Annotated in this window: 26 protein-coding genes; 14 read left to right on the forward strand and 12 right to left on the reverse strand. The window is 39.8% G+C overall.

Features of this window, described 5'->3' with window-relative positions:
• The first annotated feature begins 7 nt into the window (after positions 1 to 7).
• From ACNSN3_RS17475 to azu, 5 genes are read left to right on the forward strand one after another with little or no spacing between them, the layout of a single operon-like run.
• Entirely contained in the window at positions 8 to 817 is an 810-nt protein-coding gene (locus tag ACNSN3_RS17475; protein WP_010388749.1) for a heme/hemin ABC transporter substrate-binding protein, read from the forward strand.
• Entirely contained in the window at positions 814 to 1,866 is a 1,053-nt protein-coding gene (locus tag ACNSN3_RS17480; RefSeq protein WP_024602445.1) for a FecCD family ABC transporter permease, read from the forward strand. Before ACNSN3_RS17475 ends, ACNSN3_RS17480 begins: the two co-directional genes overlap by 4 nt.
• Positions 1,863 to 2,651, forward strand: coding sequence for a heme ABC transporter ATP-binding protein (locus tag ACNSN3_RS17485; protein WP_010388751.1), 789 nt, complete (start codon positions 1,863 to 1,865; stop codon positions 2,649 to 2,651). The genes ACNSN3_RS17480 and ACNSN3_RS17485 overlap by 4 nt, the downstream gene beginning before the upstream one ends.
• Positions 2,648 to 3,391 (forward strand): HugZ family protein, encoded by a 744-nt coding sequence (locus ACNSN3_RS17490; RefSeq protein ID WP_418609170.1) that lies wholly within the window; start codon positions 2,648 to 2,650, stop codon positions 3,389 to 3,391. Before ACNSN3_RS17485 ends, ACNSN3_RS17490 begins: the two co-directional genes overlap by 4 nt.
• On the forward strand, positions 3,388 to 3,837 hold the full coding sequence (azu, locus tag ACNSN3_RS17495) for an azurin (RefSeq protein ID WP_193049779.1): 450 nt from the start codon (positions 3,388 to 3,390) through the stop codon (positions 3,835 to 3,837). Before ACNSN3_RS17490 ends, azu begins: the two co-directional genes overlap by 4 nt.
• Before the next feature lie 39 nt (positions 3,838 to 3,876).
• Here the strand turns inward: azu and ACNSN3_RS17500 are convergent, their stop codons facing one another.
• The gene (locus ACNSN3_RS17500; RefSeq protein ID WP_418609171.1) at positions 3,877 to 4,809 is read right to left on the reverse strand and encodes a ChaN family lipoprotein; all 933 of its coding nucleotides are present in this window, start codon (positions 4,807 to 4,809) and stop codon (positions 3,877 to 3,879) included.
• A gap of 153 nt (positions 4,810 to 4,962) precedes the next feature.
• Between ACNSN3_RS17500 and ACNSN3_RS17505 the strand changes: the two genes are divergently transcribed.
• Positions 4,963 to 5,382, forward strand: coding sequence for a hypothetical protein (locus tag ACNSN3_RS17505; protein ID WP_010388755.1), 420 nt, complete (start codon positions 4,963 to 4,965; stop codon positions 5,380 to 5,382).
• 38 nt (positions 5,383 to 5,420) lie between these two features.
• On the opposite strand, the gene ACNSN3_RS17510 is transcribed toward ACNSN3_RS17505, so the two are convergent.
• A complete protein-coding gene (locus ACNSN3_RS17510) occupies positions 5,421 to 5,864 on the reverse strand; it encodes a GNAT family N-acetyltransferase (RefSeq protein ID WP_090495266.1) in 444 nt (147 codons plus the stop codon).
• Between the two features lie 385 nt (positions 5,865 to 6,249).
• Here ACNSN3_RS17510 and ACNSN3_RS17515 point away from each other — a divergent pair, with 385 nt between their 5' ends.
• Together ACNSN3_RS17515 and ACNSN3_RS17520 are read left to right on the forward strand one after the other, a co-directional pair.
• Positions 6,250 to 6,966: a hypothetical protein gene (locus ACNSN3_RS17515; protein WP_248526961.1), complete on the forward strand. Its 717-nt coding sequence runs from the start codon at positions 6,250 to 6,252 to the stop codon at positions 6,964 to 6,966.
• Between the two features lie 12 nt (positions 6,967 to 6,978).
• The gene (locus ACNSN3_RS17520) at positions 6,979 to 7,554 is read left to right on the forward strand and encodes a DUF6843 domain-containing protein (protein ID WP_418609174.1); all 576 of its coding nucleotides are present in this window, start codon (positions 6,979 to 6,981) and stop codon (positions 7,552 to 7,554) included.
• A gap of 123 nt (positions 7,555 to 7,677) precedes the next feature.
• On the opposite strand, the gene ACNSN3_RS17525 is transcribed toward ACNSN3_RS17520, so the two are convergent.
• Entirely contained in the window at positions 7,678 to 8,178 is a 501-nt protein-coding gene (locus ACNSN3_RS17525) for a lactoylglutathione lyase family protein (protein ID WP_008130525.1), read from the reverse strand.
• Positions 8,179 to 8,282: 104 nt separating this feature from the next.
• On the opposite strand from ACNSN3_RS17525, the gene ACNSN3_RS17530 reads away from it, so the two are divergent.
• Positions 8,283 to 9,149 carry a LysR family transcriptional regulator gene (locus ACNSN3_RS17530; RefSeq protein WP_418609176.1) on the forward strand — a complete coding sequence of 289 codons (867 nt, stop codon included), beginning with the start codon at positions 8,283 to 8,285 and terminating at the stop codon, positions 9,147 to 9,149.
• Between the two features lie 37 nt (positions 9,150 to 9,186).
• Here ACNSN3_RS17530 and ACNSN3_RS17535 read toward each other — a convergent pair whose 3' ends face one another.
• From ACNSN3_RS17535 to ACNSN3_RS17560, 6 genes are read right to left on the reverse strand one after another with little or no spacing between them, the layout of a single operon-like run.
• The gene (locus ACNSN3_RS17535; RefSeq protein WP_418609178.1) at positions 9,187 to 10,266 is read right to left on the reverse strand and encodes a heparan-alpha-glucosaminide N-acetyltransferase domain-containing protein; all 1,080 of its coding nucleotides are present in this window, start codon (positions 10,264 to 10,266) and stop codon (positions 9,187 to 9,189) included.
• Positions 10,250 to 10,888, reverse strand: a complete 639-nt coding sequence (locus ACNSN3_RS17540) for a hypothetical protein (RefSeq protein WP_138595369.1) — start codon at positions 10,886 to 10,888, stop codon at positions 10,250 to 10,252. Before ACNSN3_RS17540 ends, ACNSN3_RS17535 begins: the two co-directional genes overlap by 17 nt.
• Positions 10,881 to 13,229, reverse strand: coding sequence for a GNAT family N-acetyltransferase (locus ACNSN3_RS17545; RefSeq protein WP_418609180.1), 2,349 nt, complete (start codon positions 13,227 to 13,229; stop codon positions 10,881 to 10,883). The genes ACNSN3_RS17540 and ACNSN3_RS17545 overlap by 8 nt, the downstream gene beginning before the upstream one ends.
• Positions 13,230 to 13,253: 24 nt before the next feature.
• Positions 13,254 to 14,432: an MFS transporter gene (locus ACNSN3_RS17550; RefSeq protein ID WP_418609182.1), complete on the reverse strand. Its 1,179-nt coding sequence runs from the start codon at positions 14,430 to 14,432 to the stop codon at positions 13,254 to 13,256.
• A complete protein-coding gene (locus tag ACNSN3_RS17555) occupies positions 14,429 to 15,748 on the reverse strand; it encodes a lysine N(6)-hydroxylase/L-ornithine N(5)-oxygenase family protein (protein WP_418609184.1) in 1,320 nt (439 codons plus the stop codon). The genes ACNSN3_RS17550 and ACNSN3_RS17555 overlap by 4 nt, the downstream gene beginning before the upstream one ends.
• Complete coding sequence (locus tag ACNSN3_RS17560; protein ID WP_418609186.1) at positions 15,748 to 17,286, reverse strand: pyridoxal phosphate-dependent decarboxylase family protein; 1,539 nt, start codon at positions 17,284 to 17,286, stop codon at positions 15,748 to 15,750. Before ACNSN3_RS17560 ends, ACNSN3_RS17555 begins: the two co-directional genes overlap by 1 nt.
• A gap of 384 nt (positions 17,287 to 17,670) precedes the next feature.
• Between ACNSN3_RS17560 and ACNSN3_RS17565 the strand changes: the two genes are divergently transcribed.
• The gene (locus ACNSN3_RS17565) at positions 17,671 to 18,120 is read left to right on the forward strand and encodes a GyrI-like domain-containing protein (RefSeq protein ID WP_418609833.1); all 450 of its coding nucleotides are present in this window, start codon (positions 17,671 to 17,673) and stop codon (positions 18,118 to 18,120) included.
• Positions 18,121 to 18,188: 68 nt separating this feature from the next.
• On the opposite strand, the gene ACNSN3_RS17570 is transcribed toward ACNSN3_RS17565, so the two are convergent.
• Positions 18,189 to 18,869: a haloacid dehalogenase type II gene (locus ACNSN3_RS17570; RefSeq protein WP_418609188.1), complete on the reverse strand. Its 681-nt coding sequence runs from the start codon at positions 18,867 to 18,869 to the stop codon at positions 18,189 to 18,191.
• A 604-nt stretch (positions 18,870 to 19,473) separates the two neighbouring features.
• Between ACNSN3_RS17570 and ACNSN3_RS17575 the strand changes: the two genes are divergently transcribed.
• The 4 genes from ACNSN3_RS17575 (at position 19,474) to ACNSN3_RS17590 (ending at position 23,466) form a co-directional block, all read left to right on the forward strand.
• A complete protein-coding gene (locus ACNSN3_RS17575; protein WP_138622249.1) occupies positions 19,474 to 19,998 on the forward strand; it encodes a hypothetical protein in 525 nt (174 codons plus the stop codon).
• Positions 19,999 to 20,134: 136 nt separating this feature from the next.
• A complete protein-coding gene (locus tag ACNSN3_RS17580; protein ID WP_138622251.1) occupies positions 20,135 to 20,623 on the forward strand; it encodes a hypothetical protein in 489 nt (162 codons plus the stop codon).
• Positions 20,624 to 20,705: 82 nt separating this feature from the next.
• The gene (locus tag ACNSN3_RS17585; RefSeq protein WP_418609191.1) at positions 20,706 to 22,982 is read left to right on the forward strand and encodes an AAA family ATPase; all 2,277 of its coding nucleotides are present in this window, start codon (positions 20,706 to 20,708) and stop codon (positions 22,980 to 22,982) included.
• A gap of 130 nt (positions 22,983 to 23,112) precedes the next feature.
• Positions 23,113 to 23,466 carry a hypothetical protein gene (locus tag ACNSN3_RS17590; protein ID WP_418609193.1) on the forward strand — a complete coding sequence of 118 codons (354 nt, stop codon included), beginning with the start codon at positions 23,113 to 23,115 and terminating at the stop codon, positions 23,464 to 23,466.
• A 270-nt stretch (positions 23,467 to 23,736) separates the two neighbouring features.
• Here ACNSN3_RS17590 and ACNSN3_RS17595 read toward each other — a convergent pair whose 3' ends face one another.
• Complete coding sequence (locus ACNSN3_RS17595; RefSeq protein ID WP_248526973.1) at positions 23,737 to 24,777, reverse strand: methionine synthase; 1,041 nt, start codon at positions 24,775 to 24,777, stop codon at positions 23,737 to 23,739.
• A gap of 31 nt (positions 24,778 to 24,808) precedes the next feature.
• Complete coding sequence (locus ACNSN3_RS17600; RefSeq protein ID WP_248526974.1) at positions 24,809 to 25,783, reverse strand: DUF1852 domain-containing protein; 975 nt, start codon at positions 25,781 to 25,783, stop codon at positions 24,809 to 24,811.
• Positions 25,784 to 26,208: the final 425 nt, after the last annotated feature.

The following is a 26,208-nucleotide window of genomic DNA, read 5'->3' on the forward strand; positions in this document are numbered from 1 at the left end:
GTTTGTTATGAAGTACCTAATTTTTTTTCTGGCTTTAGCCACTCAATCAGCACTCGCGAAAGAGCGTGTGATCAGTGCTGGCGGCACATTAACTGAAATAATCTACGCACTAGAAAAACAAAATAGTTTAGTCGCGGTTGACCAATCAAGTATGTATCCGCAACAAGCAACACAGTTGCCACAGGTAGGTTACTATCGAGACCTAGCCGCTGAGGGAGTGCTTTCAATGCGCCCAACTACGTTACTTGCACTTGAAGGTGCAGGAAGAGAGCAGGCGCTAAAGCAAATAGAAGCAACCGGAGTGAAGGTTATTCACTATAAAAAGCCGACATCTGTAAATGAACTGCTTGCGCTAATTAAGCACCTTGGTAGTGATTTAGATGCAAACCTAAAAGCTCAAAACCTAATTACTAAAATAAAAAAATCGTTACCTACTAAAGCAAAAACACAGACTCATAACGCTTTGTTTTTACTTTCAGCTAATGAGCGTGGGCTCGTCGCAGCAGGACAAGAAACGGTGCCCAACTTGCTGTTTAATTATGCGGGCATTACCAATATAGCTGCTACGCATACAGGCTTTAAAGCAATTAACAGTGAAGTACTGGCTGTAAGTCAGCCCGATTTTTTAGTGGCGCCAGCGCATGTTGTGCAAAGCCTTGGTGGGAAACAAGCCTTTTGTAAACAGCCTACACTTCGTTTATTAAAAGCAGCGCAAGAGTGTCAATTACTGGTCATGGACAGCTTACTTTCACTGGGCATGTCGCCGCGTATTGCAACTGCGATTCAAGCATTGCATGAGTATAAAACACGCTTATGAGCACGTTAACTTTGAATCGTTTTAACGCCATAACACTGAGTAATCCGCATAAGTGGATGCTATTAAGTTATGGCTGCATTTTTGCTTTAGCATTACTTAGCATAGGCTATGGAGCCGCAGGATGGGATTGGCGTTTAGCTATTGCATGGCTAGCCCCTGAGCATTTTAGTCAATTTGATGCGCTACAAATCAATGTGGTTACACAAATACGCCTGCCTCGTTTTGTTCTTGCAGTGATGGTGGGTTTAGTACTTGCGCAAACAGGGGCTGCAACTCAAGCGCTGTGCCGTAACCCGCTTGCCGATCCCTCTATTATTGGTATAAGCGCAGGCGCTGCAATGGTTGCGGTGGCTTTTATTGCGCTTAGTGCACAGTTTAATTTTAACGCTCAACACTACTTACCTTATGCCTCATTTTTGGGCGCATTATCAGTAACGTCGCTGGTATATTTAGTCTCAAAACAACAAAAACAAATTAATATAAATACGCTTATATTAGTCGGTGTCGCTATTAATGCATTGGCATTTGCTGTTATTGGGTTATTAAGTTTTTATGCTGATGACAGCGCACTGCGGTTAATTAACTATTGGACCATGGGCTCATTAGGCGGTGCGAGTTGGGATAATATAAAACAAGCGAGTCCTTTGCTTTTACTGAGCCTTATCGGGCTATGGCGATTAAAAGAGCCAATGAATCTACTTCTTATTGGTGAATCACAAGCTCAATACTTAGGTGTCGATACCAGCAAGCTTAAATTATACGTCATTATATTAGTTGCATTGGGCGTAGGTGCGGTAGTTGCGCTAACAGGTTTAATTGGCTTTGTTGGTTTAGTTGTTCCTCACATCGCACGCCTCATGGTTGGGCCACATTTACGAAATATGCTGCCACTTTGTATGCTTTTAGGTGTGATTGTGTTGCTACTTTCAGATTGGTTGGCACGCTTGGTTGTTATGCCTGCGGAGCTGCCAATTGGCATTATAACGGCGTTACTTGGCGCTCCACTATTTATATATTTGATCATTAAAAATAAGCGAGATTGGTCATGATCACGTTTAACAACCTCAATATAGGCTTTAACACCCATCGTGTTTTAGAGGGTATTAGCGGCAATATCCAAGCAGGACAACTTGTCGCACTGATAGGCGAAAATGGCGCAGGTAAATCGACCTTACTGCATACTTTGGCAGGCATGCATCCCTTTGAGGGAGATATACTATTTAATACCAAACCTTTGCATTCATTTTCTAAAGAGCAATTAGCTAGCAAGCGCGCTGTAATGATGCAAAGTAACCATGTTGGCTTTGATTTTAGTGTATTTGAACTCATTGCTATGGGCCGCTATCCCTATACAGAGTCTCTTAAAACACAAGCCAATAAAGTTCAAAAATATGCCTCACTTATGGATTTAACCCATTACCTAACACGTAGAATGAGTGCGCTTTCGGGCGGCGAACAACAGCGAGTTCATATGGCGCGCACATTAGCCCAGTTAGATGCTTTTACTGCGCAAACGGGGCCTAAATTAATGTTGCTCGATGAGCCAACATCAGCGCTAGATATGCGTCATCAACATACTTTACTTAGCTGTGTTAGAACCTTTGTAGAGCAAGGAAACAGCGCCATTATTGCTATACACGATCTTAATTTAGCAAGCCTTTATGCAACCAACGCTATTTTATTACACAACCAAAAAGTGCTGCAAAGCGGGTCTATAAATACCGTTTTAACAGCACAAAACTTACAACAAATGTACGCCATGAAATTGCACGTTAACCCTCATCCTTATAACGATGCGCCCATGGTTTTTTCTCAACGTCAGGAGTTTTCATGAGAGAGCAAGCATTAAACGACGCACGTACGCTCGTTTTTAAAACCCATGCCGGCGTAATGTCGACCATTTCAAATAATTTACGCGGCTATCCGTTTGGCTCTGTTACACCTTATATGTGTGACGAACAAGGCCGCATCTACTTTTTTATTAGTGACATAGCTCAGCATACCAAAAATTTAAAACAGGACTCACGCATGAGTCTAACTATTTTTGATGCCGCCGATTATGGCGATCAAAACGAACATGGGCGAGTAACACTCGTAGGTGATGGCTCTATTGTGGCAAAAGAGCAAAGCGAAGTGCTACTTGATAAATATATAGCTTTGTACCCTGAGGCTGCAAGCTATCGCAATGCGCATGATTTTCAGCTTTGGCAATTAGATGTAGTACGGGTGCGTTATATTGGCGGTTTTGGAAAAATATTTTGGCTTGAGCAAAACGAGTGGCAAGCTCAGCCTAAAAAGTGGGATGAAAGCCAGCAGCAAAGCATGATCACTCATATGAATGAAGATCATCAAGATGCTATGTCGCTGATATTAATGCAGCACTATAACGTAGCCGATAACACCCCAATAATGAGCGGCCTACTATCCACAGGCTTTTATATACAAAGCCACAAGCGTAATTACTTTATTAATTTTGCGAACGAGTGCGATAGCCCATTAGCCGTGCGAAAAGCACTTGTAGCCTTAACAAATCAAGCTCGAAACAGCTCAAACCAACTAGCGGAGACAGTATGAAAAAATTAATAGCCTTACTCAGCACTACACTGCTACTGAGTGCCAATGCTGCATATGCAGACGAATGCACACTAAATATAGATGCAAACGATATGATGCAGTTTTCAACTAAAACACTAAGCGCCCCTAAAAGCTGTAAGCAAGTGACCGTTCAACTTAGTCACACCGGTAAATTACCTGCCAATGTAATGGGTCATAACTGGGTGCTATCTACTGAACAAAACATGCAAGGTATTATCACAGATGGCAACGCAGCAGGGCTTAGCAACCACTACATAAAGCCTAATGATAGTCGCGTGATTGGTGCTACAGACATTATTGGCGGCGGCAAAACAACCGAAGTTACTTTTAAAACCAGCGGCTTAACCGCCGGAACCGATTACACTTTCTTTTGTTCTTTTCCTGGCCATTACGCCATGATGAAAGGCACATTTACGCTTAAGTAAATATTAAAAAGTGTATTACACAAACACAGTGCCAACCTATTATTGGCACTGTGTTTTCTCCCCTCGCTTGACTAAAGCTTTGAATGCCGCTTGTTGATGTGCTTTTTGCACATAACGAGCAGGCAAAGCGTTAACTTCTAATTGATAACCATTTTGCTCAGGTTGTACTTTTGATACTGGCGAAACCCATACAACATTGAGCTCTGGGGCAATTCGCTTAATTACCCGCGCTATGCCTTCACCATTTCTCACATGAAAGTCACCGGCTAAATGTATAACCTGTGTGCCCTTATTTTCACTAATATGGTTAACGATAGACTCAGCCATGGTTTCATCCCAAGTAACTTGCGCGGCGTAAAGTTTTTCGTTTTTACTCGCCGTTCCATGATGCATGGATTGCATAAAGCGTTCTTTATAAAGGCTTGGAGAAATATCTATCTCTTTTGCAATAAAACTACGCTGTTGTGCGTCAAGCTTATTAATATAATTAATACCTTGGCGACCAATACAGGTAACAATATGTTTAGGCGCATTTGCAGCTATCACATCGCTATTTTGTATCTTCGCCAATTCCACTAACGCACGATAATCGCTCTTATAATTAGGCCAAGCCTTAGTGTTATCAATTAAGTATTGTTCGCCAATTTTACTCTCAAGGTAAAGGTTTAGTGTTTGCTGATCAGCGCGGCTAAATTGCTCAAGCGATAGAGCAATAGGCTTATTTTGCGTGCTTAATTGCTGAAACAGCTCAGCCTGAAATAAGTGCACACCGGGGTGTGTATGCCATTCACCGACTAAAACAATATCGGCATTCAAAAGCGTGGATTCTGACAATATTGAATTAACTCGCTGGCCATTTGCATTATAAAGCCCGTAATTATACAAGGATGAACTTTGAGATACTGATACTGTGTTTATACTGCAGCCTGATAATCCACTGAGTAAAACAAGTGCTAAAAATGGGTTTTTCATATCGGTTTTTATAAAAATAAGAATCAAAACAATGAAGTTAGTATACACAACAAACTGCATTAAACCTACAAATACAAATAAAAACAATTATCATTTGATGTTTTGGGATTTCTGTTTTACAGTCTTAAAAAATAAACAGATATGGAACGTACCATGGCATTACCTTTTTTATGTGCTCGACACAAACAACATGTTTTATGTCAACCAGAACAAGCAATTATAGATATTCAAAATGCGCAGCTAAGTGGCGAAGCGCTGTTTAAACGATACCAATTTGCACAAGCATTGCCGTATTTGGGGTGTGCACTTGAAAGTGCGTCCTTATTAGCTCAAATGTATAACTGTGCGAATAAACAGCAAATCATACAAATTACCTCACTTACAGAGCGCCTTTATTCCACACTTCACTTTTTAGACGAACAAAGTGCTGCGCACAATGCACTCATACAATCTATTAATCTGCTAAACGAGATATTGTATAGCGATGATGAATATCATGACTTAGCGCTTTCATGCATTACACAGCTAAAAAAATTAGCACTGCAACATCCTCCACACCTTACTAAGCACTAATTTTTATGGCAATAAGCAACGCGCTAAACAAAATTGGGTTAACTTTTTATATTAATAATGGCTAACATATCTTCTTCGTCTTCATCTAGGCCAACTTCTTCAAACCCAAAACTAGAATAAAAATCCTTAGCTACAGGGTTTTGCGGGTTATAACAAATCTCGATTTGTTCAAGCTTAGAAGTCGTTTTAATCTCTGCAATTGCCATTAATAATGCTTGGCGGCCAATACCTTTATTTTGATGATGTTCATCTACCATAAAACGCCAAATAGAAACTTTTGTAAGGGTTTCTTGTACCCACATAAAAAAGCCTACAGGCTCATTATTTTGGTAAATAGCTTTACAGGTATACCCAACATTATAATGAGACTCAACTAACGACCACATATTACACGCTACGTATTCTTGTTGCGCTTTTGTAACGTCTAAATCGCATACCTCTTCGTAATTAGCAGAGGTGACATCTTCCAATGAAATGTTCATTATTGTCCTTAATTTAAAACATGGAGTTATAAGTAGTTTTGTTTTATCACGTTATCAGCACTAACATATCTAGGCAATGTATTCTTTTTAGGCACAAAACCACAGTAATAAATACTGCGGCTTTGTGTATATGACACGTGTAATTCTTTATTGATAACAAACAATAATACTGTGCTTTTGAAGCTTTTACAGAATTGTTATGCTCTTAAGCTGGTGTTACTATTATCGAAACGGATTTTTAATTATCAATAAATGGAATTAAGGTTATAGCTATTCAATTAGCAAACTACGAAATTAATATATGCTCATTTCACCCTGAAAAAGACTTTGGCTGGTCTGGACCAATGTTTGAAGGAGATAAATCGAGGGTTTTCTCTAAAACCTAGTGGTATTAAACCTACGACCTCAAGGATTTGGCATCGTCTACGGTTTTCTACAAAAAATAGTAAAATTAGTATCTATTGATACAATATCAGATCCATCAAAAGCACCGTGGGAAGATAAGAAAAGAATATATTCTGGTAACCTAGCACCAAAAGGGCGTGTTACCCTCAAAGAAAAACCTCCAACTAATAATAGTATTTATCAGTATCGGTTAGACGGCCAATACGGGGGAGTTAATCACGCAATGCCTGGCTCACCTCAGATGCAAGAAAGATTAGACTTTTCATACGTGCCAACTTTAAATGTTAAGTATAAAATTATTATAGACATTGATACTGTTAGCGGTCACATGGATATAGTTACTTATATCACTGGCGATGCTTTTCCTAATTGTGAAGCATTTATTGTTGGTCCTGGTGGGCGAGCTATCTCTCTTGGTATACATGTTCGCAAAGGTGCGCCACCACTAAGCTTATCTCTCAACGCTGATTACCCAATGATTGTAAGCGCACTCCGCTTGCCTCTCAACAATAATGGTAGTTTTAAAGGGACCGTAGGCGATGAACTATTTAGACAGGCAAATAAATACCCTAAATTAAGCTTTCATAAAATAGCGGATTGGAATTATCGTTTTACTTCTATTCCAGCAAATAGTGGTCATTGTATGCTGCTTGAAAAAGCGAGTTTAGAAAACTGTTTTAATGGCTTACTTAAGTAAAAAGGCGACTCGATGAAACTCATCTTTAAAGCACACTTTTTTAAAATATTGTTTTTTGGTTCAATGATATCGTTATTATCAGCCTGTACAGAGGTAAAAAAAAGTGAACCCGTAATTTACCTTATACCTGAAAATTATGTTGGCTCTCTATACATAATATTTAATGCACCAAACGGGCATCCACCGAAATACGAAGATGGCTCTCGGGTATATGAAATACCACCATCCGGTATACTCGTTACACAAATGGATGCCAACGAGGGCTGGATTGAAAACAGTCAAATACAATACTTTGAAGTGAGTAATACGAATGAAAGAACGCCCATAAGTGAAGACTCTTCATTAAAAGATAAAGATACTACAGACGATGGAGAAACAAGAACTGTGTATGTGGGTGGCCTAGGTGAATCGGGTCCAATATATGGCTGTACTGTGATTAATCAAAATTTTACGGTTGGTACAAACGCAGAACAGACAGACAGGAAAAATTTATTCAGTATATACGATGCTATTAAGCGCAAAAATATAGATGAAAAACTTTTCAAAGGTATGTGTAAGAATAGTAAAGATGTTACATCACCCCAATAATAAAATGTAGTTACTTTTTCAAAATGCCAATATCCGACGTATTACTTAGCTAATTACTAAAGCTATTCAAATAAAAAAGCCGCAGTAATAAATACTGCGGCTTTTGTTTTTAGCTAAATGCTTTTAATAAGCACCAGCGCTATATATAAGCTCGTAGCTGTGGCTGTAAATCTCAAGGATGTTACCAAACGGGTCTTCCATGTAGATCATGCGGTACGGCTTTTCACCAGGGTAATAGTAGCGTGGCTCTGGCATACGTTTTTTACCACCTGCAGCAACAATACGATCCGCTAAGCCTTCTACATCTGGGTCTTGTACACAGAAATGGAAGATACCGGTTTTCCAGTATTCAAAGTTGTCTTTAGGGTTTTCTTGGTCTTTAAATTCAAAAATTTCTACACCAATTCGGTCGCCTGTTGAAAGATGCGCTATTTTGAATTTTTCCCAATTTGGACCAAATACATCGGTACACATTTCGCCAATTGGGCTGTTGTCTTCAGTGATCACGGTAGGCTCCATTATGGTGTACCAGCCCATCACCTTAGTGTAAAACTCTACGGCTTTTTCAACATCGGGAACTGAAATACCAATGTGCGAAAAACTACGTGGATATGTATGACTCATAATAAATACTCCTACTTAACTATGTTTAGTTGATGGAGTGAGTTTACGAACTGACCAACATTAAGTAAAATTATCATTAATCATCATTTTGAGTATATTTTGTAATGATAAACCCGACATGGTTAAACACGTTTTGTACTTTAGTTGAGGTAAATCACTTTACCCAAACCGCCGAGCGCCTTTATATGACCCAGTCAGGCGTAAGCCAACATATAAAAAAGTTAGAGCAGCATGTAGATTGCGCCTTGCTTGAGCGCCACGGTAAACAATTTACGCTTACCGTACATGGGCAAAACTTGTATCAGCAAGGCAGCTTATTATTAAAAGAATGGCAGTTTTTAGAGCAGCAATTAAAAGATGATTCACCTTACAGCGGTTTAGTAAAAATACAGTCGCCAGGCAGTTGCGGGCTAAAGTTTTACAATCAACTATTAGCACTGCAAGTAGAGCACAAGAAGCTAATTATAGATTACCGCTTTGCTCCAAATACCAATGTTGAACAAGCGGTGGCCAATCACAGTGCCGATATTGGCTTTTTAACTCAAGCGCCTACCCTTAGTGAAGTTACCAGCCACAAAATTGGTAAAGAATCCCTATTATTAGTAACGCCCGCACATATAGAAAACCCAACGTGGGAGGTTTTATGTGAGCTTGGCTTTATTGGCCACCCCGATGCAAAACATCATGCGCAGCTTTTACTTAGCGAAAACTACAGTGAATTTGAACATGTTGATCAAATTAAGCAAACGGGGTTTTCTAACCAAATAAGTTTAATACTGGAGCCGGTAAGTTTAGGGCTGGGTTTTACGGTTTTACCCGCACACGCAGTAAGTGCTTTTAATAAACCTGCGCTTATTAAAACGCATCATTTAACCAAACCAATTAGCGAAAATATTTATGTGTGCCATCACCGAAATAGGCCGTTAGCAAAGCGTATGCATAGCGTTATTGACGCAATAAAAGCAGGCTAGGGCACCCAAATCAGCGCCCGTAAAGCCCCTTTACAGCTTAAGCTGTACGTTTGGTTTTTTGCGTAATGTCTGTGAGGCTCTGTTTGCTTTTTAAATAAACCCTGTGCACAGCAAAAGTCAGTAAAGTCATCAGTACCATCATACAAAGTGTCGGCCAAAGGCTGAGAGTATGATAACCAAGCGCCCCCATAAACCAGCAAATAAGTACCCATTGAATAACATAGAGCGCGGTTACATGTTTACTGGCATATAAAAGGGCACGTGTAATAGGGCCATTATATTTATCAGCAAAAATAAACTGTATAGCCGCTAGTGCACATAAATTTAAGCCAATTAAATAGCTAATACCGCCGCCATTTAAATGGAAAAAGTTGCCAAACTGCCCTTTAAAATCAATGGCTAACCATATGCCGCCAATAACAAGTAAAGCAGCACCGAGTTGTGCACATACTTTATATAAGTAATCGGCATTTTGTTGGTTACTAAGATATAAACGACCAAGTACGTATCCCATTAATATCGCACTTATCCAAGGAAATACCGGAAAATACACCTGATAGTTATTAGCAAAAAACAAATCGCTAATATAAGGTGAAAGCGTAAATTGTTGCCCCCTCACAAACTGGCTCATAACTGCAATTGCAATGGCTAAAACCGCAATCCATATTGTTTTCCAACGGGCAATATTAAGCACACCAAACAGCAATAAGCTAACTCCAGCCAGTTGTAAAATATCACCTGTTAACACCATAAATTGTAACTGCCCAGCACTGAGCGGACTTTGCCAGCCATAAGCATTTATAAATGCCTCAGGCATGGTATTAAATACTTCAATAGGCAGCCAAAACTTGGCCGCATTCATTAAATAAGCAAGCAGTAAAAGCTGTATGCCACGCTTAATTAATAGCAAAGGTGTTTGCCTGCGCGAAAGCGCCATAGATAGCCCCATTGCCACTAAAAACGAGGCGGTGCCTTTGCCAAGTATATGCACAACCGTACCAAATATACTTTCACTTTGAAGCGTCGTGGAGGCATACATCCATAAGGTATGCACAATAATCATAATAAAAACGCTCGCACCACGCGCAAGATCAATCGTTTTAAGACGTTGGTTCATTGGTTTTAATATCCTTTTTAGGGCAGGTTTGGCATTTGCTATAACCGGCTAAATAATAGCGGCAACAGGTTAAACGCTGGGGTTTTTCAGTAAATGGCGCATCAAGATTAAAGTGTTCACAAATAAGGGTGTGCAGCTGACGATGGCAATTGTTGATATGTAAAGTAGTAGCAAGGTCTAAGCTATGAGCTCGCTCAATGGCGCTACTTAATGAATCGAGTAATAACCGAGCTTGTTCTTTTTTACCAAGTGCATAGTCGGTATTTACCCATTCACCAACTTGGCTTATAAAATGAGTAAACGCTTTGGTTTGCTCAGTTTTACTTACTAACACGCCATTATTCAGGTTAAACCCACGACAATAAGCGCCATTTACCGCTAACGGCATGTTAATGGGAGCAGCCGTACTTTGCTTGCAAGCAAACCAATAGCAATAAGCGTAAATAGCTTGCCAGCAAAGCTGTAAATACAAATGCCGACTAATAAATTGCTTAGGCGCAGTAGGGTACTGCGCCTTACAACGAACTGTTAAAGCGCGCACTAATAATAAGCTCGGTTTAAAAGTTCGTTGCACGGGTTGTTGGCAATATAAAAACTGCGCAAGGGTAATCGGTTTAGCCATACAGCTTTGCCGATACGGGGTTGTTTAAGTTACCAGCAAACTGCAAACTACCTGCCGGATCCGTTAAATCAACCATTTGCTCATTATTACCCAGCTGTAAGCGGTTTAAACAAGAGTGAGCAAACTCATCACTAAAAAAGTCATACTCTTTAAATCGCTCATTTAAAGCAGGAGTAGCATGTTGATATGCTTTAACACTTTGCGTAACACACTGCCAAAAGTCATGCTCTGTAATACGCTCTTCTCGCACTAAAATTGCCACTAAGTATCTAAAGAAACAGTCAAATACATCGGTAAATATACTTAATAGCTCAAGTTCTTTAGGCATAGAAACATGAATACGTTCAACGCCTGCTGGCAATACTTCAGTGCTATTAAGTAAGGCAACCTCTTCACCTATGTCTTTCATATATGCGCCCACTGGCACCTCATTTTTAAGCTTTAAAATGAGGTTTTCGCCGTGAGGCATAAACACTAATTTATGCGCGTAAAAGCAATGTACTAGCGGAATTAAATAAGCATTAAAGTAGGCACGTAACCACTGCTGCGTGCTCAAACCACTTTGCGTTATCCATTCGCCCACTAAACTTTGGCCATTATTATCTAAGTGTAATAACGCTGCCATGGTGGTCAGTTGTTCATCACTATTTAAATTATGATTTGGGTTTTCTCGCCATAAACAGGCAAACATTTTACGATAGGGTGTATCTCCAAGCGCGCTTTGCTCAAACGTATGATGGGCATAGCCTAAAGTGGCGTATTCTCTAAGCGCTTTAAAATTAGCGCCTGCGAGTTGTTGATCTTGGCTAACCTTTTCAAATACCCAATCGTTAATGGCAGGTGTCACCGCCATGTAAGCACGCGATAGGCCACGCATAAATCCCATATTTAAAATCGACAACGCCACTTTTAAATACGGTTTATGTGGGTGCGAGCAATTATATAAGGTACGAATTGATTGTTGCGCTTGATATAAATCGTCACCTTCACCTAAATACACTAATCGCTGATTTGCCAACTCATTTGCAAATACTACACTCAATTTGTGTTGGTACTGCCAAGGGTGAGCAGGAATGAGTAAGTAATCATCGGGGTTTAGGTTTTGAGCTTTTAGCGCTTTGTTAAAAGCGTCTCGGGTGGTTAAATCTAGCTCATCACTTATATGGCTTGGGTAATCGGCAAAGTATTCACTATGGGCAAAGTCGCATACCGCTTTATGCGCTGCTAACCACAGTACTTTAAACGGTTTGCCTACTTCTGGCGCATAACGTAAAAAGTCAGCTTTACTAAAACCAATGCGGCCATTATTAGCAACAAAGGCAGGATGCCCTTCACTCATTGCGGCTTCTATCTTTTGCAGCCCTAAATTAGCTAACTGCGCCGCTGTTAAGGTGTTATTTTCGCGTTTGAAGCACGCACTGGCTAAAGTAGCATTTAGCTCTTCAAGGTAGGTGGCAAGGCGCTTACCCGTTAAACCTAGCGCAGGCCCCTGCATACTAAAAAAGTGCAACACATCTAGCGGCTGAAGCTCTTCGTTAAGGTTGTAAAAGCATAGGCTTGGCTCGTCTATATCAATATGGTTTAGTGCCATAGCACGGCCATTAAAAATAAAGTAACCGCCTTCAACATTCACTTTAAAGCCTTGCTTTGTTGTCTCTGCGGCCAATAAACGCTCGTGCACAAGCTCGGTGAGTGCTTTAGCTTGTAAATGCCGATTTGCCCATTGCCAATGTGGCTGTATCACGTAATCAGTTTGTAAAGGTGCTAACGAATCAGTAAATAGTTGGCTGTGCCTATCAAAGGCTGCTTTATTACAAAAGCCTAAATAAGCGGATTTTTCGCCCAGTTGAATTTGCTGGGTGTGAACAAATCCCAAACGCTTATTTAACGTATGAATTTTACTATTAGCAATGTCGGGCTCAACCACAACACGGGCTGCACTGTTTTGAGCAAAAATACTTTGCAGCACGCACTGCATCATTTCAAAACTAAAATGGCGCTTAGGTGCCGTGTTAGGCGCTAATAAAATATGCATACCCACATCATTAGGTTCAACCTCGTACGCCGCTTTCATTAAGCTTTCGTGCTCAGGGCTATAAAGCTCAACTAAAGCCAATAGGTTATTATTTTGCTCGATCACGTACGCCTGATGATGAGGCGTATCAATAATAGCTTGATACGCTTTAGTTATTTGTTGCTCGGTTTGCTGCTGCATACCCCAAAAGTGCGCATACGGTTGCTTAAGCCAATCGCAAACTGTTGGCATATCTGTTTGTTGTAATAACCGCATCGTCACTTTGCCGGTATGCTGTAGGGTGGTTACAAAAGATGAAAAATACATAAAAACTCCAATAAATCTTAAAAACTAAGACGCTGAACGCGCAGTTCGAGCAACAGCCTTAACCCGCCAAAGCAAAATAAAGGCAAGGCTTGCAAAGCCAATGGCAGCAAAGTAAAACACAACCGTTGTTGAAAGATGCTCTACGCTCATACCCACTAGTAACGACGCTAAAATAACCCCGATATTTTGAGCAATGTGCACTTTGGCAAAGTCGCTGCCGTAATGTGCAGGCTCACTTTTAGCAAATAGCATTACCTCTAGCAGTACCATCACTTGAAATAACGCAAAACCATATAAAACACGTGATAAAATCACTAACCCCACCGACGCCTGCGCTTGTAAATAAAGCCCAAGCGCTCCCAAAATAAGTGCGCATAACAAAGTGCTAGTGCGGCTTAATGTTGGCAGTGGTAAATGTTGTCTGTAATGGTTAAAAACCAGCATAACAAGCGCGGCAAAGGCAGGAATGGCGTATACAACAGCGCTTTGCAAGGTGCTGCTTTGTGCGTTTAATGCTTGCCAATGAGTAGTAAAGAAAGGGCGAATTAAAAACGCGCTAAAATAAACCACCACACTTAAAAAGCAAAATTGCCAAATAAAATAGGGAATACGTTCTCGCGGTTTTTCAGTCGCTATTGCTTGCTGATAAATACCTGTTTTTAATGAATACATTAAGTAGGCGCATAATAAAACCTGGATTAGGTCACCGGCACTACTGAGTAATAACGCGTAGCGTGGCTCTGCTAAACTAAAGAAGTAACCACCAATTAAAGCGCCACCAATCGCACCAAAATGCATCAATACAGAAAACAAACCAATAATAGATAAATGCTTAGTTTGTTGCTCTAATCGCAGTGCAAATGGGTATATAAGTAGGTAGCTTGCCTTTAGCACCAACATAAGTTGGTAGTAAATCCAAAATTCCCACACATTGGTCGCAAAGTAGCAAAGCAGGCCAAAACCAGCGGCTACTACTTGGGTTACTAACCACAAAGCCAATTCATTGTATTTTTTAGCGACCTTAGCCCATAGCGGTAAAGCCAGCATTACAGTAATACAACAGTTAGCCACAAAGAGGCCGATTAACGTGGCGTTACTAATAGCAAATTCACTAGCAAAAAATTGCGGATAAAACGGTAGCAACAAGGTATCGCATACCACCGAAATAACCGTCAGCAAAATTAGCGCTAAACGAAGACTCATGCGGCGCTACTCTGCTGTTGTGCTGATAGGGTGACATCACTTAAATCAAAGTTTTGAAAAGCAATTTTTTGCTCAACCTGATAAGGCGAATAACCTAAAATTTCACGTAAAATAATACTATTACGGTAGCAAGCCATACCTAAGTCTGGGGTTACAAAGCCATGGGTATGCTGCTCGGCATTTTGTACAAAAATACGTTTTTGTTCGCTATCTACCGCATATTCTCGGCTTACTAAATATCGACCTTGCTCATCTTGGGGTAATTGCTGGGCAATATTATTTAAAAAAGCAGGGCGCTGATATTTAAAGCCCGTGGCGCAAATTAAAAAGTCGGTTTCTATTGAAAAGGGCTGCTCAAGCTCCTGATGATAAAACTCAGTCAGTAAACGCTCACCTACTTTTTGAGTGCCTGTTAGCCTGCTGTTAGTTTTAAATGTAGTAGAAATTGGCCCATCAAGGCTTTGCGCGTAGAGGGTGTCGAAAATGTCGTTAATTAAATCGCCATTAATGCCCTTAAATAGATTTTTTTGGTTTTGATTGAGCCAATCTCGCTGCTCAGTTTTTAAATTATAAAAGTAATCAACATACTCAGGAGAGGTCATTTCAAGGGTGAGCTTAGTATACTCAAGCGGGAAATAGCGCGGTGAGCGTGCTATCCAATCTAACTGCAAACCTTGCGGTACTACTTGCTGCAATAAAGTGTGGTAAATTTCTGCTGCACTTTGCCCAGCCCCTACCACGGTAACTCGTTTAGCCGCTTTTAATTCATCAAGCCGGTGACAAAAATCGCTACTGTGCATTACGTTATTTGAGTTACTTTGCACAGCGCAATCAGGAATATACGGTGCAGGCCCTGTGCCCAAAACAATATGGCGAGTCACATAATGTTGCATGCCATTAGGGGTGTTACAGCTAACGGTATAACACTCACTTTGCGGGCAAAACTCAACGTGAGTGACTGTTTGTTCAAAGTTAACATTTGAAAGCTGCGAGCAAACCCATTGGCAATATAAGTTGTATTCACGGCGCAATAAAAAAAAGCTTTCGCGAATATAAAACGGGTATAACCGATTATTCAATTTGGCATAATTTAAAAAGCTATATTGGCTGGTTGGATCTGCCATGGTTACTAAATCCGACATAAACGGAGTTTGTAATGTAACGCCTTCTAGCATCATTCCAGGGTGCCAATCAAACTCACTGCGCTGCTCCAAAAACAGGCTTTTTACATCTTCGAGCGGTTCACTTAAACACGCTAAAGATAAGTTAAATGGGCCAAGGCCAATAGCTATAAAATCGTAAGGTTGATTATCCATTATGCAATTTCCCTATAAGTTTGCCATGCAATGTGGCTAATTTGCTCAATAACAGCGCGTACATCAGATAATTGGCACTGCGCATTAAGCAATGTAAATTTAAGATAATGACGACCATTTATTTTTGTACGGGCAATCATGGCTTCACCAGTTTTTAAAAACGTTTGTCGTACATGCAGGTTTAAAGAGTCGAGTAAATCAAGGTCATGTTTTAAATCATCAGGGGCAAATCTAAATACCAAGGCACTAAGCTCGGGGTAGTTAACTACTTCAAAGTCGGGATGGTCGTTAAGTACAATATGCGTTTGGCGCGCAAGGCCAATAACTTTATCGAACGCGCGACCCAGCGGTGCTTCTCCAGTAGTGCGCAGTGTTAGCCATAACTTTAAGGCATCAAAACGGCGAGTGGTTTGCAGGCTTTTATCAACCAAATTAGGCGTGCCATTTCCCGCCTCTGCTAATGGGTTTAAATAATCGGCATACAAAGTAATGTGGCTAAAATGACGTTTGTCGCTTAATAAAAAGGCACTACAACTAACCGGTTGCATAAATGATTTGTGATAATCAATCGTTATTGAATCAACCAACTCAATGCCATTAAGCGCATTGCGGTGGTGCTCGCTTACCAACAAACCGCCACCATAAGCGCCATCTACGTGGCACCATAGCTGCTCTTCTTTAGCCAGCATGGCAATATTATGGATTGGATCGATAGAGCCAAAATCGGTTGTGCCTGCGGTAATAACCACTGCAATGGGTAAATCGCCTTGCGCTTTGCTTGTTGCTATGGCGGTTTTAAGTGCCTGCATATCCATTTGCATTTTGCTGTTTGTAGCCACTGGCACCACGGCGTTGTAACCTAAGCCCAGTAACGCTGCTGCTTTTTGAATACTAAAGTGCGCCACCTCTGAGCAGTAAATTTTAAAGCGCGAGGCAATAGCTGGTAAGCCTTGAAGTTTTACCTGATGTTCTGGCGCATAGCGGCTAACAGCCACTTCACGAGCAACTAACATTGCCATTAAGTTTGATTGTGTGCCGCCACTAGTAAATACTCCATCGGCAGTGCTTGGCAATGCTGCTTTTTGGCATGTCCAATCAATCAGCTTTTGCTCAATTAACGTCGCGCCTGCGCTTTGATCCCACGTATCTACCGAGGTATTAATAGCAGCAATAATATGTTCGGCCACAACAGCAGGGTAGGTTACAGGGCAGTTTAAATGGGCCATATAACGCGGATGATGAAAATACACAGCATGATCTAAATACACGCCTTTTAGCTCCTCAAGCACCGCCGGGAAGTCAGCCAAAGGCTGTGATAAATCAACATCGTTTACTACTTTTGCTAGCGTATTTACCGACACACCTGAAAATGGCTTTTGGGCTTTAGCCATCGCTTGCTGAACTGCTGACAACCCTTGCAAAGACGCTATTTGATAATTAATGAACTGCTCTAAATTGAATTGTGGGGGCAGGCCGCTTTGTTCAAATACAGCCTGTTTTTCAATGGTATTAATATTTAACACTTGAGATTGAGACACATCAACATTCCTTGAGTACACTTTTTAGGTGCAAGGATCTTAATGATAATGATTTCTATTTACAATAATGAAAAAAGATTAGATAGCAACTTTTTTTAAATTACAGCTAATAAGCTTGTCGTATATTTTTAACTAAAATCGATAAACTTCACTATTAAACGACAAGCATTACATGCAAAAAATAAACTTAAAAAAGAGAAAGTTAAGTAAATTATTTTAGCAGTAGCAAAGCCATGTTTAGCCATTACCACCTATTCAAATACGAGCAATAAATAAGCAACTGAGCTTAATAATCATTATTTATGAAATATTTAATACAATATTTAAAGTATTGGCGGTTTTTCTGTTACGTTGGTGTTTGTATTAACGCTAAAGGACGTCATGATGGAAGTAAAGCAATTAGCAAGTCAGACCTTAATCGGCTTAAAAGTAAGAACCTGCAACGCCAATGAAATGAATGCTGGCACTGCAAATATAGCTGAACTTTGGCAAAAATTTGGTGAAAAGTTTGCCAACAGCCTTACAGAAAACACCAAAGTGTATGGTGTGTATACTAATTACGAAAGCGATCTCACAGGCGATTTTGACGTAATTGCCTGCTGCGATAATTTATCAATTAAACTCCCTGAAGCTAAAAAAGTAACCACCCAAGCGGGGCGTTATTTGGTATTTAAAGGTGAAGGTGAAATGCCCGATGCAGTAATCGATTTATGGGGCGAAATTTGGCAATACTTCAACTCAGACGATTGCCGTTATTCCCGCACCTACACTAGCGACTTTGAGTACTATAAAAGCAGTAACGAGATAGAAATTGCTATTGCAATTGAAGACTAAAAAACGGCTAGGTTTGTAAGCGCAAACCTAGCCCTCCAATCCCTATAATTTAATACCTGCCAACTAAATCATTCGTTATTACTTGCCAGCTTGGTTTTTAAATCATGTAAATCGCACGCCGTTGTTGTAGGCGTTATTTCCCAAGGATCAAAAATAGCCTCACTTGAGCGCTGTATCCACGCAGCACGCATACCATGCGATAACGCCCCAATAACATCAAACGGGTTACTCGATATCAACCACGTATTAGCACCGGTTGAATGTGCCTGACGTAAAAAATGACTATAAACACCTGGGTTGGGTTTAAAGGTTTTAATGTCATCGGCGCTCACCACGCCTTCAAAAAGCTCACTTATGCCTGCGGCTTCGAGCAAGGTATTTACCGCACTGGCCGCACCATTAGAAAACGCAAATAACCGATAGTTTTGTGCTTTTAAGCTCTCAAGCCCTGCTTTAACGTCATCGAATGCGGGTAGGGTTTTATATCGGGCTAACAACTGTGCTTTTTGCTCATCGCTTAAAGTTACCTTGTGCAGTAAACACGCATAATCAAGCGCCTGCTCAGTACACACCGAAAACGGCACGTAGTTCTGCATTAAGCCACGCCTAAACGAATATTCGAGTTGTTTTTCACGCCAAGTAGTTGAAAATGCGCGCGCGTTATCACCAACCATATTTTCAAGTAACGACACCACGCCATGAGTGTTTATAAGCGTACCGTATACATCAAACGCCAGTGTAGTTGCCATTAATGACTCCTGTTTAAATCGTTACTAAAACGCAAATTTATTGCTTTGTATTAATTGCCTTATCAGTTAATAAAGTACAGTAACAGCACCCGCGTTTTAAGTCTTGCTGTAAACCCCCGTTACGGTTTGGTTAAAAATACCGCATGGTAAGATGGTATTTGATCAAGTAATTAATAAACAGTCCTTTGAAATCCGAGACACACGCTTTGTTTTAGAATGGGTAGAAGGACTGTTGAGTTTATAAGTGCTAGTTATAAATCAAATTAAGTAATAGCTAAAAGTAGAATTTATTAACTTATTTTTCCGGGATAGACTTGTTAATAGTCAGGTGTGAGCGATAACTGAGCATTGAAATTGAGATTGGATAAATATAATAGTTAATCGATTGGTCAAACTGCTCTTTGCGCGTATATTCATGAAAATGAGCGCTGCGCGCATATTAGCTCATTTAACTTTACTTAAGAGCTTCAGAAAGCTTAATGATAGCAATACGTTAGGTAATTTGTTAAAACTATATAAAGTAAACAAATGAGTATTAAGTCGGCAGAAATATGCGCGATGAGCGCACTATTAAATTGTTAGCTCCAGTAAGGATATAAATTTAATGAACGCAATAGAGTTGTTTAGCCATTTATCAAATATATTAACCGTAATTGCATTTTTATTTGCAGCCTATCAATTCTTCCTTTGGAGGAAGCAGCAGAGATATAGCCTAGAATTGGATTCCATACTAAATATGGAAGATCTATTTGAGATCTATATTGGCTCCTTAATGAGGGCTCATGGATATTTTGATAAGGCCCAGAAATTAGCTGTTGAGGCACATGGAAAATCGAAAGAAGAACGTCATGAGCTAAATAAGTATCTGAAAAATGAATTTAAATTATTAATTGAGCAAAATAATCAAGAAATTAACGATAATGCAAATAAGTATGGCCTAGCATGTTTTAGAGTGAAAAGGTTAGATTACGACATTGATAAAATTGAAGAATTAGATTCCATGTGGATTAGAGATAGATTCCAATCGTTTCTTATTGATAAAACATCTTTAGAAGATGTGGCACAGGAAATATCAAGAATTAAGACCGTGGCTCGTGATGAATTTAATAAACTTAGAAAAGTGAAGTGAGCTAACAAGGCCATCAAGATTGACGTCTTTTCCGTTGTTCGTTTTGTGGTTTATCGCTACGCTACCACAAACCAACCAACTCCAAAGCCGCAACTTATGGCGGCGTTAGTTTTAAAAGAGAGTATCGTATTAATTTATGGACATTTTTACAAAAAAATATTGGCAAACATTTCTTGCAAAAAAAATCGTAACAAGGTCGTTTAGGTTTACTTTTTTTCAAATATTCTCGGTAACAGTCTTATTTGGAGTAGTTGGCTACCTAATTTTACTTCAAAACAATGACATCAATGATGCCAATTTATTAAAGTTGTATTTCAACACTGGAAAATTTGGAACTTGGTTTCTACTAGGCTATGCCGGCTTTCAGGCATTTGGCTATGAAATTGAAAAGGAGAGGCTCGCTGAATTTGAAGATAAAACCTATCGAGCACACGCACAAGTAGAGTTCAATACTTATACAACTATCGAAAGAAGTAATAATGACAATCAAGCTTTAAAGCACTTAGAAAGCGTAGACAATCAAAAAATAAGAATTAAGGGAGATAAAATTACTTCTTTTAAATTATTCGCTATTGGGGTCGCGTCTTTCTTTGTTATCAGTGTACTTGAGTTGTTTTTTTACTAATTTAAAACTAACAAGAATTTAAAGCGGGACTGTGCTTCGGAGCACTGGCACCTTTAATTGACGAATGACGAAAGGGATTTAAATGTTAGAAAGAATACATAGAATAAAAGGTATAGGGCTTTTTCATGATGCTGATGCAAGAGTTCATGGACTAAAGAAAGCCAGCTTTATCTATGCAGATAATGGACGAGGTAAATCAACACTAGCTTCATTATTTCGTTCTTGTTCGACGAATAAACCTGAACTCCTCGTAAACCGCCGAACTATTGATGGTAATAACGAACCAGAAGCAATTCTTCAATTTTCTAATGGGCGGCGTTCTACCTTTCAAAATGGTAGTTGGGATGTTGATCGCCCAGATCTTTTAGTATTTGATGCCGATTTCGTTGAGCAAAATGTATATGCAGGTGGACAAGTTACAGCCGACCAACGAAAAAACTTATTACAATTTGCACTTGGCGAAAATGCTGTTGTGGCGCAACAAGAATATGACCTCGCAGATTATAATGCGAGAACAGCAGCCAATTCTATACGAGAAACAAGTAATCAATTAGAAGTACTGCATAGAGGTTTGACGCAAACTCAATTTCAAAGAATCGCCGAAGTTGTAGATGCAGATGATCAAATATCCGCTCTTAACGGCAAAATCGTTGAAGCCCAGAATATAGGGTTTATTCAAGCTAAGGCATTGCCTCAGCAGTTAGCATTGCCGACACTTAATGTGGATGATATTTTTAATATTTTGGGTACATCCCTCGAAAATATTGATCTAGCAGCAGAGCAGCAAGTTAAAGAACACTTAAATTCTCACAACAAAAATCGTTTAGAGAAATGGATAAGTGATGGGCATGCATACGGTGAAGAAAGTAATTGCTTGTATTGCAACCAACCTCTCGATGGTGTCGAATTAATACAAGCATATCGCAGTTATTTTAATCAAGATTATAATCAGCTTAAGTCGAATGTTTCTCGGTTGACAGGCCTCATTAACGCGAGCTGCTCGAATGAGATCATTGCAAGATTAAAGTCACGGTTTGAAACTGCCAGTGCAGTCATTGATGGTTGGCAGGAGCATATTGAGGTAATACCTCCAACATTCGATGAAAATTCAGCAAAAGATGCTCTTTCTAATATTGAAACTCTGTTAAACGCTTTGAGAGAGAGCAAAGAAGTTAACTTGCTCGACGCTGTTGGCTCTGAAGAAAATAAAAACGAAGTTGCTAGAAACTGGCAGGAGGTTATAGAGGTTGTTGTTGCATGTAACAATTCAATTTCAAATGCTACAGCTGTTATAACAAACTACAAAAGCAGTTTGGCAGCTCTAAGTATTGAGAATTTGCAAAACCAAATTCGTGATTTAGAGTGGGCTAAAATACGTTACAGGCAAGATGTTGTAGATTTATTTTCACAGCTCGCTTTGAAAAAAATTCAGGACGAAACTGCAAAATCTGAAAAACAAACAAAAAAAGATGCTTTGAATCAAATCATGCTGGCAACACTAGAAAGCTATAAAGATCGTATTAATGAGCTTTTGCGCGGTTTTGGTGCTCAATTTTTGATTCCGAATATTGATTTTAATTATCGGGGTGGATTGAGAAGTGATTATGTATTGCAAATGCGCGGTGCAAACATTGCTTTAAGTGGTGGTGTACCAGATTTTAAAACTTCTCTGAGTGAGGGTGATAAACGCACATTAGCTTTTGCTTTCTTCATAGCCTCTGCTGAATCTGATCCTGATTTAGCCAACAAGGTTATTGTAATAGATGACCCAATGTGTAGCTTAGACCTTAATAGAAAGCAGCAAACACGTACTGTTTTGAAGAGGTTGCATGACAGCTGTAAGCAAATAATTGTTCTTGCACATGATGTTCATTTTCTTCGTAATCTTCGTGATGATGTGTTGCGAACAGGAAACCCTAACGAAATTAAATGTTTAAAGTTAAAATCTGTCATTAATCGCTATAGTGACTTTGATGCAATAAATCTTGATCAAGAATGTGAAAGTGCATATTTCAAATGCCACCGCATGCTTGATGAATATTTAGTTGGGAATGCTCAAAGCAATATGGAAATAGCTAGATCAATTCGGCCTATGCTTGAAGGGTATCTACATAGACGTTTTCCCAACTTGATAAATGGAGGCCTTTTGTTTGGGCAAGTTATTGACTTGATAAGTAATGCGCAACCACCAAGTCCTTTAGTTAATGCTCAAAACATTACTAACGAACTAAATGAGATAAATCGTTACGCAGGACAGTTTCATCACGATACTAATCCAGCGGTAGACCAAGTTCAAATTACAGATGGTGAGCTTTTAAACTTTGTAGAAAGGTCGCTAGCTGTTATTTATGCTGGATAATCATATTAGTAATCAGCACATAATGCCGCCATAAAGTCGGATTCGTAACTGTTGGCTCGGTCCCGCTTCGCTACACATTTTAGCCAACTGTTACTAACCACTTATGGCGGCGTTATGAGATAAGGAATATATGCATCAGATTAAGCACTCAGCAAGTCCATATCTTTATAAGATTGTATTAGATAGTAAATATAAATTATCAGACGCGGACATAAATAAATTTAAGAAGACGGTGAATCAAGGTGTCGCTGTTTATGGTTTCACTCCAAATATTATAATAATTTCTAATTCGCATTATGCTTACTGGAGCTCCATTTCGTTGTTTGCAAAAGCTATGGACACACGTAAGTTAGCTATTTGTAGTAATGATAATTTAGATGGTGTTATTAAAAAAATCTCTACTGAATTTGCATCTATTAATGTAAAGCAGTTTGGTAAGTACAATATTATAGACTGCAATAAATGGGTTATCTCCCAAGTTTAGTTTATAGCAAATAGCCATGGTGCCAACTTCTGCTATTGACACTCCCCACTCAGTCATTAATATCAAGCGACTCGGTTAAATTTATTTAATTACACTAGGTTTGTTGCACTCAACCCAACCAATATTCAACAAACTTAAAACCTTTAACCTAACACCTTTTGCCTTTAACCTTGCATTTTAGCTGTAAACCCCCCCTTACATTTTGATTAAAAAAGCCACACTTCAACATGTGTTAAGGCGTGGCTTTTTTTCAGCAGCTATAACTAAAAATTAAGCGACATTCGCTGCTAATAACTCGTTACGTACTAGCTCTGCGCCTTTGCTAAGAGCATTGAGTTTGCCGTTTGCGATGTCACGCGGCAGAGGGGCCATGCCGCAGTTGGTGCAGGGGTAGAGCTTGTCGGCATCAACGTATTTAAGCGCTTCGCGTAGAGTTTTGGCCACCTCTTCGGGTGTTTCTATAGTGTTGGTGGCTACATCAATTGCGCCCACCATTATTTTTTTGCCGCGTACGAGTTCGAGTAGCTCAATGGGTACATGTGAGTTTTGGCACTCAAGCGAAATAATATCTATATTCGATTTTTGCAACTTAGGGAATACTTCTTCGTATTGTCGCCACTCGGTGCCGAGGGTTTTCTTCCAATCGGTGTTGGCTTTAATGCCGTAGCCGTAGCAAATATGCACGGCGGTTTCGCATTTTAGCCCTTCTATGGCTCGCTCTAGACAGGCTATGCCCCAGTCGTTTACTTCATCAAAAAACACGTTAAAAGCGGGTTCATCAAATTGGATTATATCAACCCCTGCGGCTTCTAGCTCTTTGGCTTCTTGGTTGAGTATTTTAGCAAATTCCCATGCCAGTTTTTCACGGCTTTTATAGTGATCGTCATACAGGGTGTCGATCATGGTCATTGGCCCAGGCAATGCCCATTTAATTGATTGGCTGGTTTGTTGGCGTAAAAACTTGGCGTCTTCAACAAATACCGATTTAGTGCGAGACACAGGGCCAACCACAGTGGGTACGCTGGCGTCGTAACGGTCGCGAATTTTAACTGTTTTACGGTTTTCAAAATCAACGCCATTTAAGTGCTCAATAAAGGTGGTTACAAAGTGTTGGCGGGTTTGTTCGCCGTCGCTGACTATATCTACGCCTGCGGTTTGTTGCTCGTGCAGGGAAATGCGCAGGGCGTCGTGTTTGCCATCTACCAGCTCACTGCCTTGTAATTTCCATGGCGACCATAAGGTTTCGGGCTCAGCAAGCCATGACGGTTTTGGCAAGCTGCCTGCTGATGATGTAGGTAATAGTTTTTTCATAATAAATGCTGCCTTTAATTTTGTTGTGTGATTAAGCGATACTTGCCGAGAACTGCTGCAACACCGATTGATAAGGCTTAATAAAGTGCTGCTCGGTAAATTTGCCTTGCTCAACCGCTAATTGACCTCGCTCTGCGCGGTCATACACAATTTGCGTTAACGAATGGTCGTCATTTTTTAAATTCGGTTTATAACGGCTACCAGCGGCGGCGTTGGCGTTATAAATTTCTGGACGATAAATTTTTTGAAACGTTTCCATGGTGCTAATGGTGCTAATTAGTTCAAGGTTGCTGTAGTCGTTAAGTAGGTCACCAAAAAAGTAAAACGCTAATGGTGCAACGCTGTTTGGTGGCATAAAGTAGCGCACTTGTAAGCCCATTTTTTTAAAGTATTGCTCAGTTAACGACGACTCATTAGGCTGATACTCTACGCCTAAAATGGGGTGTAAGTTTTCGGTTTGCTGATAGGTTTTGTTATCAGACACGCTTAAGCAAATAACCGGTGGCTTTTTAAAATGCTGTTTATAGGTATTTGAGTTTACAAAGCATTTAAACAACTTGCCGTGTAAGTCACCAAAGTTATCGGGAATGCTAAATTGCGGTTTGCTTTTGTTATGCTCAAGTAGTAACACGCTAAAGTCGTAGTCGCGCACATACGATGAAAAGTTATTACCCACCATGCCTTCAATTCGCTCGTTAGTTTGGCGGTCAATAATATTGGTTTTTAATACCTCAATTGACGGAAATGCCTGGCCACTGCTAGTAATATCTAAATCAACCGAAATGATCTTGAGCTCAACCTCGTAACGATCCCCTTGTGGGTTATCCCAATTGGCCAGTGCATTAAAACGATTGTTGATCATTTTTAGGGTATTACGCAGGTTTTGTTGGCGGCTTTCACCCCTAGCTAAATTAGCGAAATTGGTCGTAATTCGTGTGTTATTTGACGGATGGTAGTTTTCATCCAAGTTAGTGCTTTTAATAGTAAATGTAAGATCAGTGCTCATAGCCGTATCCTTTCAATCTGAGTTGTTGCTGCTTTTATTGATGGCGCATTACTCGCTGTTAAAACCGACATAACGGGTTAGCTGTAATGGTGCTCTGCAGAGTTAATAAATTTATACGCGCTATGTAGCATGAAGAAAAACGGTATTATTTCAGGTAAAACATGAGCCAGATTCATTCTGTAGCAAAGTTAAATGGGTAAATTCAGCTAATTACCTATGACCCTCTCACAAAAACCACTTTAGAAGTCTAGATTTCTAGATGTTTTTACGTTTGTTGTGATTTATTCATACAAAACGTGAGTATTATTCAATGCTCATAAGTACTTAAAATGCAATTTGCATAAACGGTTGTTGATATACTCGAATAAACTTAGGTGAGCTTAAGCGCTTTATTAAGCAGCTCGCCGTCGCAGAACTTTCCACAA

This window comes from Pseudoalteromonas sp. US3C1004, assembly GCF_048401065.1.
Lineage (GTDB): Bacteria > Pseudomonadota > Gammaproteobacteria > Enterobacterales > Alteromonadaceae > Pseudoalteromonas > Pseudoalteromonas undina.

What these genes read in the sequence shown, in the direction of transcription:
- ACNSN3_RS17520 (WP_418609174.1), top strand. Translation starts at nt 6,979, where the DNA reads ATGAAACTCATCTTTAAAGCACACTTTTTTAAAATATTGTTTTTTGGT.
- ACNSN3_RS17475 (WP_010388749.1), top strand. Translation starts at nt 8, where the DNA reads ATGAAGTACCTAATTTTTTTTCTGGCTTTAGCCACTCAATCAGCACTC.
- ACNSN3_RS17580 (WP_138622251.1), top strand. Translation starts at nt 20,135, where the DNA reads ATGGACATTTTTACAAAAAAATATTGGCAAACATTTCTTGCAAAAAAA.
- ACNSN3_RS17545 (WP_418609180.1), bottom strand. Translation starts at nt 13,229, where the DNA reads ATGTATTTTTCATCTTTTGTAACCACCCTACAGCATACCGGCAAAGTG.
- ACNSN3_RS17510 (WP_090495266.1), bottom strand. Translation starts at nt 5,864, where the DNA reads ATGAACATTTCATTGGAAGATGTCACCTCTGCTAATTACGAAGAGGTA.
- ACNSN3_RS17585 (WP_418609191.1), top strand. Translation starts at nt 20,706, where the DNA reads ATGTTAGAAAGAATACATAGAATAAAAGGTATAGGGCTTTTTCATGAT.
- ACNSN3_RS17570 (WP_418609188.1), bottom strand. Translation starts at nt 18,869, where the DNA reads ATGGCAACTACACTGGCGTTTGATGTATACGGTACGCTTATAAACACT.
- ACNSN3_RS17480 (WP_024602445.1), top strand. Translation starts at nt 814, where the DNA reads ATGAGCACGTTAACTTTGAATCGTTTTAACGCCATAACACTGAGTAAT.
- ACNSN3_RS17555 (WP_418609184.1), bottom strand. Translation starts at nt 15,748, where the DNA reads ATGGATAATCAACCTTACGATTTTATAGCTATTGGCCTTGGCCCATTT.
- ACNSN3_RS17595 (WP_248526973.1), bottom strand. Translation starts at nt 24,777, where the DNA reads ATGAAAAAACTATTACCTACATCATCAGCAGGCAGCTTGCCAAAACCG.
- ACNSN3_RS17530 (WP_418609176.1), top strand. Translation starts at nt 8,283, where the DNA reads ATGATAAACCCGACATGGTTAAACACGTTTTGTACTTTAGTTGAGGTA.
- ACNSN3_RS17500 (WP_418609171.1), bottom strand. Translation starts at nt 4,809, where the DNA reads ATGAAAAACCCATTTTTAGCACTTGTTTTACTCAGTGGATTATCAGGC.
- ACNSN3_RS17540 (WP_138595369.1), bottom strand. Translation starts at nt 10,888, where the DNA reads ATGGCTAAACCGATTACCCTTGCGCAGTTTTTATATTGCCAACAACCC.
- ACNSN3_RS17505 (WP_010388755.1), top strand. Translation starts at nt 4,963, where the DNA reads ATGGCATTACCTTTTTTATGTGCTCGACACAAACAACATGTTTTATGT.
- ACNSN3_RS17485 (WP_010388751.1), top strand. Translation starts at nt 1,863, where the DNA reads ATGATCACGTTTAACAACCTCAATATAGGCTTTAACACCCATCGTGTT.
- ACNSN3_RS17590 (WP_418609193.1), top strand. Translation starts at nt 23,113, where the DNA reads ATGCATCAGATTAAGCACTCAGCAAGTCCATATCTTTATAAGATTGTA.
- ACNSN3_RS17575 (WP_138622249.1), top strand. Translation starts at nt 19,474, where the DNA reads ATGAACGCAATAGAGTTGTTTAGCCATTTATCAAATATATTAACCGTA.
- ACNSN3_RS17565 (WP_418609833.1), top strand. Translation starts at nt 17,671, where the DNA reads ATGGAAGTAAAGCAATTAGCAAGTCAGACCTTAATCGGCTTAAAAGTA.
- ACNSN3_RS17525 (WP_008130525.1), bottom strand. Translation starts at nt 8,178, where the DNA reads ATGAGTCATACATATCCACGTAGTTTTTCGCACATTGGTATTTCAGTT.
- ACNSN3_RS17535 (WP_418609178.1), bottom strand. Translation starts at nt 10,266, where the DNA reads ATGAACCAACGTCTTAAAACGATTGATCTTGCGCGTGGTGCGAGCGTT.
- ACNSN3_RS17600 (WP_248526974.1), bottom strand. Translation starts at nt 25,783, where the DNA reads ATGAGCACTGATCTTACATTTACTATTAAAAGCACTAACTTGGATGAA.
- azu (WP_193049779.1), top strand. Translation starts at nt 3,388, where the DNA reads ATGAAAAAATTAATAGCCTTACTCAGCACTACACTGCTACTGAGTGCC.
- ACNSN3_RS17490 (WP_418609170.1), top strand. Translation starts at nt 2,648, where the DNA reads ATGAGAGAGCAAGCATTAAACGACGCACGTACGCTCGTTTTTAAAACC.
- ACNSN3_RS17550 (WP_418609182.1), bottom strand. Translation starts at nt 14,432, where the DNA reads ATGAGTCTTCGTTTAGCGCTAATTTTGCTGACGGTTATTTCGGTGGTA.